16 protein-coding genes are annotated in these 15,537 nt (G+C 60.2%); 10 read left to right on the top strand and 6 right to left on the bottom strand.

What is annotated here, in order from left to right:
• The first annotated feature begins 86 nt into the window (after positions 1-86).
• From ACWGZX_RS21415 to ACWGZX_RS21405, 3 genes are read left to right on the top strand one after another with little or no spacing between them, the layout of a single operon-like run.
• A complete protein-coding gene (locus ACWGZX_RS21415; protein ID WP_452625331.1) occupies positions 87-2,009 on the top strand; it encodes an IucA/IucC family protein in 1,923 nt (640 codons plus the stop codon).
• The gene (locus ACWGZX_RS21410) at positions 1,999-3,228 is read left to right on the top strand and encodes an MFS transporter (RefSeq protein WP_452625330.1); all 1,230 of its coding nucleotides are present in this window, start codon (positions 1,999-2,001) and stop codon (positions 3,226-3,228) included. The genes ACWGZX_RS21415 and ACWGZX_RS21410 overlap by 11 nt, the downstream gene beginning before the upstream one ends.
• On the top strand, positions 3,225-5,333 hold the full coding sequence (locus ACWGZX_RS21405; protein ID WP_452625329.1) for a TonB-dependent receptor: 2,109 nt from the start codon (positions 3,225-3,227) through the stop codon (positions 5,331-5,333). Before ACWGZX_RS21410 ends, ACWGZX_RS21405 begins: the two co-directional genes overlap by 4 nt.
• A gap of 78 nt (positions 5,334-5,411) precedes the next feature.
• Here ACWGZX_RS21405 and ACWGZX_RS21400 read toward each other — a convergent pair whose 3' ends face one another.
• From ACWGZX_RS21400 to ACWGZX_RS21390, 3 genes are read right to left on the bottom strand one after another with little or no spacing between them, the layout of a single operon-like run.
• The gene (locus ACWGZX_RS21400; protein ID WP_452625328.1) at positions 5,412-5,954 is read right to left on the bottom strand and encodes a DUF2937 family protein; all 543 of its coding nucleotides are present in this window, start codon (positions 5,952-5,954) and stop codon (positions 5,412-5,414) included.
• Positions 5,955-5,968: 14 nt separating this feature from the next.
• A complete protein-coding gene (locus ACWGZX_RS21395) occupies positions 5,969-6,745 on the bottom strand; it encodes a class II glutamine amidotransferase (protein WP_223511418.1) in 777 nt (258 codons plus the stop codon).
• A 33-nt stretch (positions 6,746-6,778) separates the two neighbouring features.
• Positions 6,779-7,276 carry an MFS transporter gene (locus ACWGZX_RS21390; protein ID WP_223511417.1) on the bottom strand — a complete coding sequence of 166 codons (498 nt, stop codon included), beginning with the start codon at positions 7,274-7,276 and terminating at the stop codon, positions 6,779-6,781.
• Positions 7,277-7,464: 188 nt separating this feature from the next.
• Here ACWGZX_RS21390 and ACWGZX_RS21385 point away from each other — a divergent pair, with 188 nt between their 5' ends.
• Together ACWGZX_RS21385 and ACWGZX_RS21380 are read left to right on the top strand one after the other, a co-directional pair.
• On the top strand, positions 7,465-9,519 hold the full coding sequence (locus tag ACWGZX_RS21385; protein WP_452625327.1) for a S9 family peptidase: 2,055 nt from the start codon (positions 7,465-7,467) through the stop codon (positions 9,517-9,519).
• A gap of 266 nt (positions 9,520-9,785) precedes the next feature.
• Complete coding sequence (locus ACWGZX_RS21380; RefSeq protein ID WP_223511415.1) at positions 9,786-10,259, top strand: cyclic nucleotide-binding domain-containing protein; 474 nt, start codon at positions 9,786-9,788, stop codon at positions 10,257-10,259.
• Here ACWGZX_RS21380 and ACWGZX_RS21375 read toward each other — a convergent pair.
• Positions 10,256-10,546: a hypothetical protein gene (locus ACWGZX_RS21375; RefSeq protein WP_452625326.1), complete on the bottom strand. Its 291-nt coding sequence runs from the start codon at positions 10,544-10,546 to the stop codon at positions 10,256-10,258. The two genes, ACWGZX_RS21380 and ACWGZX_RS21375, sit on opposite strands and share 4 nt — an antisense overlap.
• Before the next feature lie 95 nt (positions 10,547-10,641).
• On the opposite strand from ACWGZX_RS21375, the gene ACWGZX_RS21370 reads away from it, so the two are divergent.
• The 4 genes from ACWGZX_RS21370 (at position 10,642) to ACWGZX_RS21355 (ending at position 12,880) form a co-directional block, all read left to right on the top strand.
• On the top strand, positions 10,642-11,328 hold the full coding sequence (locus tag ACWGZX_RS21370) for a spermidine synthase (protein ID WP_448723267.1): 687 nt from the start codon (positions 10,642-10,644) through the stop codon (positions 11,326-11,328).
• A 49-nt stretch (positions 11,329-11,377) separates the two neighbouring features.
• The gene (locus ACWGZX_RS21365; protein ID WP_017336997.1) at positions 11,378-11,749 is read left to right on the top strand and encodes a YajD family HNH nuclease; all 372 of its coding nucleotides are present in this window, start codon (positions 11,378-11,380) and stop codon (positions 11,747-11,749) included.
• A gap of 192 nt (positions 11,750-11,941) precedes the next feature.
• Positions 11,942-12,412 carry an RNA methyltransferase gene (locus ACWGZX_RS21360; RefSeq protein WP_008153126.1) on the top strand — a complete coding sequence of 157 codons (471 nt, stop codon included), beginning with the start codon at positions 11,942-11,944 and terminating at the stop codon, positions 12,410-12,412.
• Positions 12,413-12,502: 90 nt separating this feature from the next.
• Positions 12,503-12,880, top strand: a complete 378-nt coding sequence (locus ACWGZX_RS21355) for a YgaP family membrane protein (protein WP_452625325.1) — start codon at positions 12,503-12,505, stop codon at positions 12,878-12,880.
• A gap of 111 nt (positions 12,881-12,991) precedes the next feature.
• Here ACWGZX_RS21355 and ACWGZX_RS21350 read toward each other — a convergent pair whose 3' ends face one another.
• Both ACWGZX_RS21350 and ACWGZX_RS21345 read right to left on the bottom strand, forming a co-directional pair.
• Positions 12,992-14,221 carry a hypothetical protein gene (locus tag ACWGZX_RS21350; protein WP_452625324.1) on the bottom strand — a complete coding sequence of 410 codons (1,230 nt, stop codon included), beginning with the start codon at positions 14,219-14,221 and terminating at the stop codon, positions 12,992-12,994.
• A 92-nt stretch (positions 14,222-14,313) separates the two neighbouring features.
• Positions 14,314-14,763, bottom strand: a complete 450-nt coding sequence (locus ACWGZX_RS21345; protein WP_007944020.1) for a YcgN family cysteine cluster protein — start codon at positions 14,761-14,763, stop codon at positions 14,314-14,316.
• 167 nt (positions 14,764-14,930) lie between these two features.
• Between ACWGZX_RS21345 and ACWGZX_RS21340 the strand changes: the two genes are divergently transcribed.
• A complete protein-coding gene (locus tag ACWGZX_RS21340; protein WP_223511412.1) occupies positions 14,931-15,524 on the top strand; it encodes a nitroreductase family protein in 594 nt (197 codons plus the stop codon).
• The last annotated feature ends 13 nt before the right edge of the window (positions 15,525-15,537 follow it).

The following is a 15,537-nucleotide window of genomic DNA, read 5'->3' as shown; positions in this document are numbered from 1 at the left end:
GAACCACTATCATTTGCATTAATTTTTCAAAACGGTATTCTCTGCGCGCTTTCAGCAAATCAACTGTCCAGAAGGAGTCGGACTAGATGCGCGCCTACACGCAAAAACAGCAGCAATTGCTCGCTCACTGGAGCGAAGCCCTTGGCACTCAGGCTTTCCAGTCCCACCGCATCACCCTCGACCATTTGAGCAATGCGCTGGAGCCCGCCGCCCAGCGCTGCTTCCAACGCCTGATCCAGGCGCTGTTTCGTGAAGATCTGATCAACCCCGACGCTTGCGAATACGACGACAATAACCGTTGCTGGCTACCGCTCGGCGATGGCACGCACCTGTGCTTCGAGCACTTGTCTGGCACCAGGATGAACAGCTGGGACGTGCGCGGCAGCATCGTCCTGCACACCCCCGACAGACTGCCCCACAAAATCCAGCTGCCCAGCGAATTGCTCACTCACCTCAGCACTCAGCTCAATCCGCCAGCCTCCCCGCAGGTACTGGAACGTCTGGCCCGGGAACTGGATGACAGCTTCAGCAACGACACCCTGTGCCTGGCGTTTCATCATGGATGGACCGAGCGCCTGAGAGAGCAGATCGACACCGAGTACGACGACAACCTGCTCGCCTGGCTCAAAGCCGACCCCAGTCATCAGAACCCTACGTCACTGCTCGAACAGTGGGGCACTCTCGGCCATCCATGGCACCCGAACTACAAGACCAAACTGGGTTTGAGCGCCGCTCAGGTCATCGCTTTCTCGCCGGAATTCGAAGCGAGTTTTCCGATTGTGCTGTGCGCCCTGCACCGCCAGTACGCACACGTCGAAGCGCTGGCGGGGACCGCCGATTATTGGGATTGGTGGCAAGGTCACTTCCCACAGGCCGCCGAACAATTGCAGCGCCATTTGCAGCAACTGGGCCTGGAGGTAAAGGACTACCTCCCGCTCCCGTCGCACCCATGGCAAGCCCATGAAGAGCTGCCGGATTCGTTCGCCAATGAGATCGCCGACAACCTGCTGATCGTCACTGACATCGTCGCTTTTACTGGCCACCCGACCATGTCCTTCCGCACGGTCCTGCCGGACGCCAGCCGCGTTGCGCCGATGGTCAAACTGCCGGTGGCTTTGCGCCTGACCAGTGTGCAGCGCACCGTGTCGCCGCGCTCGGCCCGAATGGGGCCGCGCATCAGCCAACTGATACTGAAGATCCTCGATCAGGAGCCGCAGATTCAGCGTCTGCTGAACATCGTTCCGGAGCGCATCGGCGTGCACTACGCGCCGCAACCGGCCGATGACGAACGCTCCCGGCATGCCGCCGTGCTGTATCGCGACAACCCGCTGACCCTGCTGCAAGAAGGCGAGTTGGCGGTACCGGTCGGCAGCCTGTTCGCCGTCAACGAATTCGAACAACCGTTGCTGCGTGATTGGGTAAGACTGGCTCAGGGCCGTGATGACAGCGAGGCCATGTTGGCGTTCTTCGATGATTACCTGTCGATTGCGGTACCGAGTCTGTTGGGCATTTACCTGATGTATGGCGTGGCGTTCGAAGCGCACCAGCAAAACAGTTTCATGGTGATGGGCGCTGACGGGCAGTTGAATCGGCTGTTATTGCGTGACTTCGGCGACGTGCGTATCGATCGTAAAACCCTGCACGCCAAGGGCCTGGATATCCAGTTGCACGATCCGAAAATGACCCTGTATGACGACTCCGGTTTTGTCCGCGACAAACTCCTGCACACCACGTTCATGTGCCACCTTGGTGAGCTGACGTTGCTCTGTGCCCGCCACTGGAATGTGCCGGAAAATATCCTTTGGGAGCGATTGGCAGCGCACGTTGCGCAGTGTTTCGAGACCTTGCGCGAGCGCGTTGAACCGGCACGTTGGGAAAGCGAGCGCCAAGCCTTGCTGGAACAGGATTGGCCCGCCAAATCGTTCATGCGCATGCGCTTGCTCGACAGTCATGCCGACATCGTCGGACGCCTGAGTAACCCGCTACGACCCATCACCCATGCTCGCTGACGGTCGCGCCTTGCGACTGCTGATCGTTATCCAGTTTGTCTCCATGGGTGCCATGGAAATGAGCGGCCCGTTCTGGCCCCTGCAGATCCAGCATCTGCTCGGGCCGCAGGGCGCCGGCTACACCGCGCTGTTATCGGCGATGGTCTATGCCGGTCCAATGCTGGCCGCCATGCTCCTGACGCCCCTGTGGGGCCGGTTGGGTGATCGTACCGGACACAAACCGATGATTGTTCGGGCGTTGCTGGCACTCGCGCTGTGCCAAGGGTTGGCGGCCATCACCCTCGACCCGTGGCTGCTGGTGGGTATTCGCGTGATGCAAGGCGCGTTGGCCGGGTTTCTCGCCGCCGCGCAAGCCTATGCCTTGGCCTGTTGCGACAGTTCCAGACGGGGGCACACCCTGGCCCGCCTGCAATCGGCGACTGCCGTCGGCTCGTTGATCGGCCCGATACTGGGCGGCTGGCTCATGGACGTCTCGGGATTTGCCCTGCTTTGTTATGGCGCGACGTCGATTTGCCTGCTGTGCGCCTTGGGGAGTTTTTTCCTGCCGGCCGACAAGGCTCGCGCCTCGAAGAAAAAACCTGTTGAACCCGTGGCACTGCCCAAAGGCTGGCTCGGTGGAATCCTGTTCGTGATCGTGCTGATTCAGGCCGCGAAGATGATGCCGCAACCGTTCTACGCACTGTACGTCGCGGACATTCTGCACGCCCCAAGCTGGCTGATCGGCGCCACCTACGCGGCGAGCGCCGCGACCCTGGCCATTTCCGCACCGCTGTGGGGACGCCTGTTCGACCGCTGGCAGCCGGCCTACACCTTACGCGTCATCGAAGGCGTGGCCTGGCTGTGTGCCCTGACGCTGGCGGCCACGGCATTGGCCAACGAATGGCTGGGATTTCTCGTCAGTCGACTCGTCTGGGGCATCTGGCAAGGCGCTCTGCTGCCGGTGGCTTATGCACTGATCGCCAACACCGTATCCGCCAACCAACAGGGCTTTGCGCTCGGCCTCGGCAACAGCGCGGCCAAGGCTGGCGCTCTGCTCGGTGCCGTTCTCGGCGGCGTCGGCATGGGGCTGGTTGGATTGGCCAATAGTTTCTGGCTGGTGGCGCTGACCTACGCCGTAGCCGCCATCGGGATCCGCTGCGTGCGGTCATTCAACGCCACACCTGACCGCTCAACCTTGTCTGCCCACACTTATCACAACTCAAAAAAGTCCTCATCATGACCCGAATCAAACTCCCCCTGCTGATCCCGTTGCTCGGGACCTTCAGCGCCCAGTCCTGGGCCGAAGATACCGAGCAGCCCGGCACTTTGAACATGCAAGCCACTGTCGTCTCCGCGACTCGCAGCGAAGCGACCATCGCCTCTATTCCAGGTTCGGTCCTGGTGATCGACGAACAGCAGATCCGTGAGCAGAGCGGCGCAGGTCGCCGGATCTCCGACATTCTCGGGCAATTGGTCCCCGGTCTTGCGCCGTCCAGCGGCGGGATGAGCAACTTCGGCCAGACCCTGCGCGGGCGCAACATGTTGGTATTGATCGACGGCGTATCGCAGAACGCCACACGCGACAACTTCCGCCAGCTCAACAGCGTCACCCCGGCAAGCGTCGAACGCATCGAAGTGGTCTCCGGCGCCAGCAGCATCTATGGCGCCGGTGCTTCAGGCGGCATCATCAATATCATCACCAAGCGCAATCAGGGTCAGGACATTGCCTACAGCAGCAAACTGGGCCTGACCAGCGGCAACAACCTCAATAGCAAAGGCTTCGCCTATGAAGCTTTTCAGAGCGCGACCGGGCGCAAGGATGCCCTGGACTGGTACGTCTCCGCCGACCTGATCCAGCGTAACGATATGTACGACGGCAACGGCAACCGCATCCCTCAGGACACCTCTCAGGGCAGCAGCATGGACACCGAAACCTATGACTTGCAAAGTCGTTTCGGTTACGAACTGGATGCCGACAAAAAACTCAGCCTGTCGCTGCAGGACTACAAGGATCAGCAGGACACGGGTTACACCAAAGACCCAAAAAACCTGCAGCAAGCCGTGGCAGTCAAGGGATTGAAACTGGACGAGCAACCCTACACCCATAACCAGGCGGTCAACCTCAACTACACCGACGCGGACTTCTACGGTCAAGGCCTGCAATTGGAAAGTTACTGGCGCCGCGCCGATGCACTGTTTTTCCCGGACCTGTCGCGGGGCAAGGCGGGGATCTCTGATAACAACAGCGTGCAGGATGTCTACGGCCTGCGCGCAGCCATCGACACGCCGCTGCCGGCCATCGGGAGTGCCACGGGCAACCTGGTTTGGGGCACCGACTATGATAATGAGCGCTCCCGCCAACGAGGTGATCAATACACGCTCAATGGTCTGACCTACACCAAGACCGGCACCACCTACGAGCTGGGCCCGGACATCGAAACCACCACCAAATCGCTGTTCGGGCAGATGTCATGGGACATCGGTGACTGGACCGTGCGTGGCGGTGTACGCCGTGAATGGATCGAAAGCGACGTTTCCGACAGCATCGCTTATGGTGAGATCGTCCAGACCGGCGTACGCGCAACGCTACCCGGCGACACCCTCAAATACGATGACACACTGTACAACCTGGGCGCGGTCTACCACCTGAGTGATAGTCAGGACGTATTCGCCAATTTCAGCCAGGGGTTTTCGCTGCCGGATATCCAGCGCTTCATGCGTGACGTCAGCAGCACCTTCGACATCCAGAGCCTCAACGCCCAGGCCATCAAGGTCAACAGTTACGAGGTGGGCTGGCGTGGTGACTGGGACCAGTGGCAGGCCGACGTCACCGTGTATGAAAACACCTCGGACGTGACCCAGTTCTACGATGCCAATGATCGCGTATTACGCCTGATCAACCAGAAAGAGCGCGTTCGCGGCATTGAAAACAACCTGAACTACCGCGTGACCGATCAATGGTCGGTGGGTGGCACTTACGCCTGGGCCAAAGGCGAGACCGAGCAGAACGGCAAGTGGATCGATCTGCCGGCCACGCGCATCTCACCGGCCAAGACCACGCTATTCGTCGGCTATATCGAAGAGGATTACAACCTGCGCCTGCAAGGCATGCATTTGTCCAGTTATGACGCCGCAGCCAAGGACAACAACGGACGCGACATCGACGGTTATACGCTGGTGGACCTGCTCGGCTCCGTGCAACTGCCGGTCGGTCGTCTTGAAGGCGGGGTGTTTAATCTGACGAATCGTACGTACGTAAACCTGTTCACCCAGGCCAACGCCAGAATGCCGTTCGCCAACGCCGAAGGCCGCACGCTGAGCATGAGCTACTCGGTCGACTGGTAAAAGCAGAAGCCGGCTTGCCAGCGATGCGATCTGCCAGACATACGTGTCGCGGCAATCGCCGGCAAACCGGCTACAGGGTTACAGGCCGCGCACATCCCGGTCTTCAATCGGCCGGCTCTGGCGCAGGCGTTTGCCCCCCAGCACCACCCAGTCGATCAAGCGGAACAGGCATTCGATGCCGAACGACAGCAGCATCGCGCCGCTCATGCCCCAGATCATCGCTTGCGGCGTCAGCAGGATCTGGTAGCTGTAGCCATTCCAGGTTTCCTTGCGGATGTCCGGGTCGGCGGCCAGCACCACTTGCAGGAAGCGGATGTACCACGGACCTTGCATGGCCTGGAATTGCTTGTCCAACGCCAGTTGACGGGTCAGCAAGTTACTCAGGCTGTCGGCATCGCTGCGAAAGATCGGGTCGTCGCTGGCGCGGTAATGGGCGACCAGCGCCTGCATGTCGCCCTTGAAAAACTGATTGGCTGTGCCCTGGAAACCGCTCAAACCGGTCTGCGCCTCGATCAGATGCGCCTCGACCCGCTTGGCGTAATCACTGATAAACCCCGGCACCTGGACACCGATCAACAGGCCCGCCGAAAATAACACCAGCCGTAGATAACTGAGCAACATCGAGGGGGAGATCCTTATTCGGTCTTGCCTTGACTGACGCATTCGCCGCGTCGCCAGAGGCTCCATTGGCCCGGTTCGTAGCGGGTCCAGGTTTCGTTTTCAGTCAGGGGTTCGGTGGCAATCACCGTCACTACGTCGTTGGGCGTGGTTTCGGCCTGGAAGTCGACGATCACATCGACATCCTTCAAGCGCGCAGGACCGAAAGGTGCCCGACGGGTGATCTGGGCCAATTTGGTCGAGCAATAGCAGAACAGCCAGTCACCGTCGCTGAGCAGGCAGTTGAATACGCCTTTGCTTCGGTATTCGGCGCAGGCCGCCACCAGGTCTGGCAGAAGCTTTTCAACCTCGACCGGTTCCGGAAACGCCGCACGCACGCGGTTGAGCAAATCGCAGAACGCTGCCTCGCTGTCAGTATCACCGACGGGACGGTAGAAACTGGCGGTCGGATGAAAGTCCGCGAGCTGGCCGTTGTGGGCGAAACACCAGTTGCGCCCCCACAGTTCGCGCACGAACGGGTGCGTATTGGACAGGCAGACCTTGCCGACATTGGCCTGGCGGATGTGCCCGATCACCACTTCACTTTTGATTGGATAGCGCTGCACCAGGTTCGCAACTTCAGACTCGCTGCTGGCGGCCGGGTCCTGAAACAATCGAAGACCGCGACCTTCATAGAACGCGATCCCCCAGCCATCACGGTGCGGGCCGGTACGACCGCCGCGCTGCATCAGCCCGGTGAAGCTGAACACGATGTCGGTCGGCACATTGGCGCTCATGCCCAATAACTCACACATGTTCGGACTCTCGATGAAAAGGCAGGGGCAAGGTTACAAGCGCGGCTCGACCCGCAATCGCTGAGGATTGCTCGGAACTGGCGGGCGGCCGTAACGATCATCGCCGGCACCGCCGAAGGGATGATCGTCTTCAGGGTGTTCGGCTTTGGCCGCAGCCTTGGCGGCGGCCGCTTGTTCCTTGCGAGCATTGGAGGCGCGCTCGATGGGGATGCGGATCGCCACCATGACCAGATAAAGACCAAAGGCGATCATGCCGTACATGAGCAGATCGGAAATCGCCCGCCACGCGTTGTTGCCGACCTTGAACAACAGGTCGAGCGCCGTGATGGCGATGGCCGGTGCGACTTTATCCTTGACCGGATCGATGATCGTCGGGCTGAACAGCAACACGGCCACCAGCAGCCGCAGCGGCTCGCGCAGCCAGCGCCACATCCAGCGGGTCAAGCGCATCCATACCAACAGGCAGCCTAAAGCGGCAAAGGCGTAGAGGCCCCAAGCGATCAGATAGTCGTTCTCGGTCATGGTGTCCATGGCAAGGCAGGCAAAGAGGCGCTTATAGTAACGACTTTTCGCACATCAGGCTTGCCCTTGTGGGAGTGAGCCTGCTCGCGATACCGGTAGATCAGCCAACATTGATGTTGAATGTAATGACCTCTTCGCGAGCAGGCTCGCTCCCACAGGTGCGCCCCCCAAATTCGTACAACGTTCGAGAGTCTTTCATGCCCTTATCCGCCAACGTTTCCGACGCGCCCATTGCCCACAAGGCCGAAGGCGATGACCCGTATGCCTGGCTGCAGGAGCGCGACACCGACGCGGTGCTCGACTACCTCAAGACTGAAAACAGCTATCAAGAGGCGCAAACCGCCGATCAGGCAGGCCTGCGCGAGACCCTGTACGAAGAGATCAAGGGCCGGATTCTCGAAACGGACTTGTCGCTGCCCTCCCCTTGGGGTCCGTACCTGTATTACACGCGGATCACCGCCGGTGACGAATACGCCCGGCACTACCGCTGCCCGCGCCCGGCCGATGACAGCCTGCAACTCGACGAAAGCCAGGAACAGCTGCTGCTGGACCCTAATGAATTGGCCAACGGCGGCTTCTTTTCCCTGGGGGCGTTCAGCATCAGCCCCGATCACCAGCGCCTGGCCTACAGCATCGACGCCAGCGGCGACGAGGTATACACGCTGTTCGTGAAGGAATTGTCCGACGGTCGCGTCAGCGAACTGGAGTTCCAGGACTGCGACGGCAGCATGACCTGGGCCAATGACAGCCTGACGCTGTTTTTCGGCGAGCTGGACGACACCCATCGCCCGCACAAACTATTCCGTTACCGACTGGACGGCACGGCCGCCGAAGAAGTGTTCCATGAGCCGGACGGACGTTTCTTCCTGCATTGCTACCGCTCAAGCTCCGAACTGCAACTGCTGCTATCCCTTGGCAGCAAGACCACCAGTGAAGTCTGGGTGCTTGACGCCTCCCAGCCGCACCAGGCCTTCACTTGCCTGGCGCCACGGGTTGAGGACCATGAGTACGACGTCGACCACGGCACCCTCGATGGCCAATGGACCTGGTTCATTCGCACCAACCGCGACGGCATCAACTTTGCGCTGTACCACGCCGTCGACACCGGCGTGGCGCCCACCGAAGCCGACTGGCAAAACCTGATCCCTCACAGCGACACCGTGATGATTGAGGGCATGAGCCTGAACACCGGAGCCATGACCCTGAGCCTGCGCGAAGGTGGCTTGCCGATCATCGAAGTCCACCCACAAGGCCTGACGCCTTTTCGGGTGCAATTGCCGGATGCGGCCTACAGCCTACATGTCCAGAACAGCCTGGAGTTCATCAGCGACAGAATCCGCCTGCGCTACGAAGCCCTGAACCGTCCGGCGCAAATCCGCCAGCTGGAACTGAGCAACGGCGAGCAGAAAGTACTCAAGGAAACCCCGGTGCTCGGCCCGTTCGACGCCGATGCCTACGTCAGCCAGCGCCTGTGGGCTACCGCACCGGACGGTATACAGGTGCCGATCAGCCTGGTAGTCAAGCGCGAGCATCTGGGCCAACCCGTGCCGTTGTATCTCTACGGCTACGGCGCTTATGGCGAAAGCCTCGACCCGTGGTTCTCCCACGCCCGCCTGAGCCTGCTGGATCGCGGCATGGCCTTCGCCATCGCGCACGTGCGCGGCGGCGGTGAATTGGGCGAAGCCTGGTATCGCGCCGGCAAGCAGGAACACAAGCACAACACGTTCAGTGACTTCATTGCCTGTGCTGAACATTTGATTGCCAATGGCTTCACCACCGCACCACAACTGGCGATCAGCGGCGGCAGTGCCGGTGGTTTGCTGATTGGCGCGGTGCTCAATCAGCGGCCGGAGTTGTTCGGCGCGGCGATTGCCGAAGTGCCGTTCGTCGACGTGCTCAACACTATGCTCGACCCTGACCTGCCACTGACCGTCACGGAATACGACGAATGGGGCAATCCGCAAGAGCCGGACGTTTATGATCGGATCAAGGCCTACGCCCCGTACGAAAACGTCATAGCGCAAGCCTATCCGGCGACGCTGGTGATCGCCGGCTACAACGACAGCCGCGTGCAGTACTGGGAAGCGGCAAAGTGGGTAGCGAAATTGCGCGCGACCAAAACCGACAGCCATCTTCTGCTGCTCAAGACTGAATTGGGCGCCGGGCATGGCGGGATGAGCGGTCGTTATCAAGGATTGCGTGACGTAGCACTCGAATACGCATTTTTGTTCACGGTTTTGGGGATTGCCTGAGGAACTTGGCGCGGGGTGCCGGTCTTAAGACCGGCACAACACCTGTAGGAGCCGGGCTTTTGTGGCGAGGGGGCTTGCCCCCCGTTCGGCTGCGAAGCAGTCGTAAAACCATCGCATGCGGTATGCCTGATGAACTGCGGTCGCAGGATTTAGGGCCGCTTCGCGACCCAACGGGGGCAAGCCCCCTCACCACAAAGCCAGGCTCCTACAGGGGATTGGGGACATCCCGAAAACCGGAATCAGAAACAAAAAAAGACCGTGACGACATGTCAGAACCGACCTTGCTGAACAACGAAATTCGCGACTGGCTGATGGACTGCGGCCTGTTCGATCAATTGCTGCCCGCCGATTTTGCGGCGGCCTCGGGCTATTTCAGTATCAGCACCGTGGCGCAGGGCGAACAGATTTTCCATGAGGGTGATGCCGGCAGCTTCATGTGCATCATTCACACCGGACAGGTAGCTGTGCAAAAAACCAATGGTGACGGGCAACTCGTGACCATGGCCACGTTGCGCAGCGGTCGCTCGTTCGGCGAGATGGCGGTGCTGGACGGTGAACGGCGTTCAGCCAGTTGCGTGGCCGCCAGCAACTGCCAGTTGCTGAACCTGGGCAAGGACTCGCTGGAAAAGATGATCAACGACGCGCCAAAAGTCGCCGCCAAGATCATCCGCGCCCTTGCTGTCTCTCTCTCCAAACGCTTGCGCATGGCCGACGGACAACTGCTTTCGCAGCAGGTTTAACCGCCCGGCGATTTGACTTTCGTCGGGTTTTGCTCGATCCCCGGTACAGGCTGGTCCTTGGTCGGCGGGCTCGGCATTTCAATCGGTACCAACGGCGGACCGCTACTGCCGGGGCCGGTTTTTGGCAAGGAGGGCGCGGTGATTTGCGGGTACGGCGTCGGCGTCGCGGTGCCTGGCGAACCGGGCATGGGGGCGGGGCTGACGGGGATCGTTTGCAGCGTTTGCGCCTGCACTGCAGTAATCGAGAGCGCGGCCAGAGCAATGACCGTTAGAATAGTGCGCTTCATCAATGGCTCCGTTGGCCTTGTTGTCCCTTTCAGGCTACTCCCAACTGCGTCCGTTTGCCCTCCCAGTTTATGCAAGACTTTCTCAAGAGAGCCCCATGAAACGTTTCGTCCTGCTCGACACCACGCCCATTCCTGAAAACGGCGGTGCCCTGTGCCTGTTCGAATACGGTGAGGATTTCGTCATCAAGATCCAGGGTGGCGACGGCGGACAACTGATGAACACCCGCATGCACGGCTCCGAAGACGCACTGGCCGAGATCCCCTGTCGCAAAGTGGCCGGGCGCCCGAATTCGCGAGTTTTGATCGGCGGCCTGGGCATGGGCTTCACCCTCGCCTCGGCGCTCAAGCATTTGGGCAAGACTGCCGAAGTGGTGGTCGCCGAGCTGGTGCCGGGCGTGGTGGAATGGAACCGTGGGCCGCTGGGCGAGAAAGCCGGCAACCCGCTGCTCGACCCGCGCACCGTGATCCGCATGGAAGACGTGGCCAAAGTGTTGCAAGCCGAGCCGCAAGGGTTCGACGCGATCATGCTCGACGTCGACAACGGCCCCGAAGGCCTGACCCAGAAAGCCAACAGCTGGCTCTACTCCGCCGGTGGCCTGAGTGCCTGCGCCAAGGCCCTGCGCCCCAAGGGCGTGTTGGCGGTGTGGTCGGCCAGCGCCGACAAGCAGTTTTCCGACAAATTGAAAAAGGCCGGTTTCAAGGCCGAGGAAGTGCAAGTCTTCGCCCATGGCAACAAGGGCACACGCCACACCATCTGGATTGCCGAGAAGCTCAAGGGCTGAGCTAAACTTCGCTTAATACCGTCATTAGTCTTTTTACAAAGGTGAACCCATGAGTTCGTCCACCCCGACCAATACTTCGAAGCTGGACCGCATCCTCGCCGACAACCAGCGCGACAAGGAAATGGGCTACCGCGACAAGGCCCTGAAGATGTACCCGCACGTGTGCGGTCGCTGCGCCCGTGAATTCTCCGGCAAGCGCCTGAGCGAACTGACCGTGCACCATCGCGACCACAACCACGACAACAACCCGCAGGATGGCTCCAACTGGGAACTGTTGTGCCTGTACTGCCACGACAATGAACACTCGCGGTATACCGATCAGCAGTATTTCGACGAAGGCTCGCTGAGCACGCCGAAAATCGCCAAAGCGACGCACAACCCGTTTGCGGCATTGGCTGGGTTGATGAAGAAGGACGACTGAAGATCTTCAGTGTTAATTCCCGCCCCTTCGCGAGCAGGCTCGCTCCCACATTGATCTTGTGAAACACACAGATCCAAAGTGGGAGCGAGCCTGCTCGCGAAGGCGATCGCCCAGACACCACCAATCTCAAACTGAACACCCCTCCCCCATTCTCCGTATAATCGCCGTTTTTTCCCCGAAGGCACCCCGCTCGTGGCAGACAAACGGTACAGCTGCATTGGTTTGTATAACCCCAAATCACCGGAAAACGTCGGTTCGGTCATGCGCGCCGCCGGCTGCTATGGCGTGGCGTCCGTGTTTTATACCGGCAAGCGTTATGAACGCGCCGCCGACTTCGTCACCGACACCAAGCGCGTCCACTACGACATCCCGCTGATCGGTATCGACGACCTGAAAAAAATCCTGCCACTGGGCTGCGTGCCGGTTGCCGTGGAACTGGTCGAAGGCGCCCGCTCCCTGCCCGAATACACTCACCCGGATCGTGCGCTCTACATCTTCGGCCCGGAAGACGGCTCGCTGGATAAAGAGATTCGCGACTGGTGCGAAGACGTGGTCTATATCCCGACCACCGGTTGCATGAATTTGGCAGCTACCGTCAACGTCGTGCTTTACGACCGCATGTCCAAAGGGCTCAACACCCGTTCCGGGGCGAAATTTCGCTGATTCAACGTACATTCGATGGAACAAGCCGCCGGCTTCGGCAGTCAGCTTAACTATCCACGACGACGCAGCCTTCCTGCCAGGAGAAAGATCATGAGCGAACTCAAACGCGTAGAGCGCATCGAATCCACCCCGTTTCAGTCCCCTTCCGAGCAGAACGTTCACGGTTGGGAACGCGCCGGTTCCGTGGCCGGTGGCATCGTGATGATGGGCAAGGGCCTGCGTCGCGGCGGTATTTTCGGATTGATTCAAGTGGCGATCGGCGGCGTGGCACTGGCTCGCGGGATTACCGGGCACAGCTCGGTCAAAAGCATGATCGAGAAAAGCCGCCAGGACATGGACAATGTACGGGCGAAGATTGAACGGGCCGGGGAAGAGTTGAGCAAGTTGAAGGCGAATGCCGAGGCGGCGACAAAGGCGGCTACTGTGACGGGGAATGATTCGTTGAAGTCGCCGAAGACCGGGGTTTGATCAGGAAGAAGTATTAAGGCTTAGGGCCTCATCGCGAGCAGGCTCACTCCTACAGTTGATTTGCGGTGTACACAAAATCCTGTAGGAGCGAGCCTGCTCGCGATGGCGGTATTACTGAAGCAACTCGGTATCAAGGACTTTGGAAGGCTCGCCGATGACGCTCTCGGCCAGTTGAACAAACTCCTTGGTATTCACACTCTCCAGATGCATCGCCCCGCGCAACACATCATCCAGCGAACGCTTGTTGCGTGTCTTCAGGCGTATCTCGCGGTCCAGCTCCTGTAACAACACCACCGCTTTCGACACCTGCGCCGGGTTGATCTGTTCGCCACGCAGGGTCGTGACCTTCTGGCTGTCCTTGATCAGCTTGCCGTGCAGGCTTTCATACCGCTCATCGCTCATGCCGCCGGCACGGCGCACCAGTTCGATGGCGTAATACTCGGCAAAACCTTCAGTGATCCAATCGCTGCGCTGTTTATCGTTGATCCGCCCGAACACCTGCGCCAACTCACGCACCAGCGCACTGCTGCCGCTTTCGCTGACCAGCGGCAGACGCGTGTTCAGGTAGATCGATTCATGCGCGGCAAGGCTACCGCGCCACATTGGGTCGTTGGCGCCGACAATCAGCAATTTGCTTGGATGACGCGGGAACACGGCCTGGACTTGCGGCCAGACAAAGGTCAACAGAGTCAGCACGTCCATGCGCCGCATGCCCTGACCCTGTGGCGAAGCGACGGTGACTTCGGTTTCCCCCAGCCGCGTGCGGCGACTGCCGAGGTGGCCCGCGAGCATCCAGCCGGTGGGCCGGTCGAACAGTCGGGACACATTATCGATGCGGAATTTGTTCTTGCCGATCCGCGGCCAAGCGGTTTCGACGCTGTTCCAACCGCTGGGCAACTCGAACTCAAGGCGCGAAACCAGCTCGATACCATCCTGTTGATCGAGTTTGGCTGGCGGCACCAGATCGTCACCGCGCATCAGCGCCCAACCGGGCGTCATGCGCGTGTCGAAACTGCCGCTCTTGCGCCCATGGCTGATGCGTACGCGGTAGGTCAGGCTGGCCTTGTCGGCGGCGGGATGCCAGACCCCACGCGCCACTTTGCCCGGTGTGAGTTGCCATTGGCCGTCGGCCTTGAAGTCGCTGTAGCGGCTACCGTCGCCCAGGTCAAAATCCAGGCTACGCACCGCCGAACCCTGCGCCAGCGTCAGGCGCACCTCAGCTTGATCACTTTGTGGCAACAAGCGCACGTGGTAATCCAGATCGACCTTCTTCAACGCCCACGCCGACGAACTCAGGGCCAGTAGCCCAATGACCAACGCCAGCCGCCATCCCACAGCCATACACACTCCTTGTGGCGAGCTTGCTCGCGCAGGGCTGCGTAGCAGCCCCAAATTCTTGTCATCCCCATCACAGGGGTAACAAGCTACGAGAATTAACCCGCGCGGAATATCAGGTGATCTTCCCAATCATCTTCAGGCACGCTGCCTTCGGCGAGCATGCGCCCGGATTGCGAAATACGCTCGTGGTGCACCGCATCGCGATCGCCACACACCAAATGGTGCCAGAGCGGCAGGTCCTTGCCTTCACTGACCAGGCGATAGCCGCAGGTCGGTGGCAGCCATTTAAACTCGTCGGCCTTGCCCGGCGTGAGCTGGATGCAGTCCGGGACGAAGTCACGCCGGTTGGGGTAATCGGTGCACTGGCAGGTTTTCAGGTCGAGCAATTTGCAGGCAATTCGCGTGTAATAGACGCTGTTGTCGTCTTCATCTTCGAGCTTTTGCAGGCAGCACAGGCCACAGCCGTCGCACAACGACTCCCATTCCTCTTGATCCAATTGATCGAGGGTTTTGCGTATCCAGAACGGTTCGACTTTGGCGGCCATGGCTCAAGCATCAACATCAGGTGGTGAAAAGGCCGCCAGTCTAGTGCCAAGGCCCTTGTGGGCCAAGCATTGGCGACTGCCGGTATAAACAGGCTTGTCAGTTTTTGCGCCGCCCAGTAGGGTTTCGCGTCGCTCCCTCACTTTCAAACGTAGCAAGGAATCTCTTGATGAGTGCTAATCCACGCGTTGCCGACTACGCCATCCACCCGCAGTTCACCGATCGCTGGTCACCCCGCGCGTTCACCGGCGAGACCATCCCGGAAGAAACTCTGCTGAGCTTCTTCGAAGCCGCCCGCTGGGCACCGTCGGCCTACAACTCGCAGCCTTGGCGGTTTCTCTATGCGCGTCGCGACACGCCAAACTGGGAGCGTTACCTGGGCCTGCTGAACGAATTCAACCGCGGCTGGGCACAACACGCCTCGGCGCTGGTGATCGTGATCTCGAAAACCACCTTCGCCGTGCCGGGCGCGACCGAAGAAACCCCGGCCCTGTGGCACACCTTTGACACCGGCTCGGCGTGGGGTCACCTGGCGTTGCAAGCGAGCATCAGCGGCTGGCACACCCATGGCATGGCCGGTTTCGATCAGGAACTGACCCGCAAGGAGCTGAACATTCCTGAAGGTTATGCGCTGCACGCGGCCATTGCGGTGGGTAAACTGGGCGACAAGGCATCGCTGGCGGATTACCTGCAAGCGCGTGAAGAGCCAAGCCCGCGTCGCCCGCTGAGCGAGTTGGCCGCCGAGGGCGACTTCACCCTCTAAGCCCCACTGAAGA

This window comes from Pseudomonas sp. CLCA07 (assembly GCF_053615335.1).
Note: the sequence above shows the minus strand (reverse complement) of the source record. Positions and strands in the feature narration are given on the sequence as shown.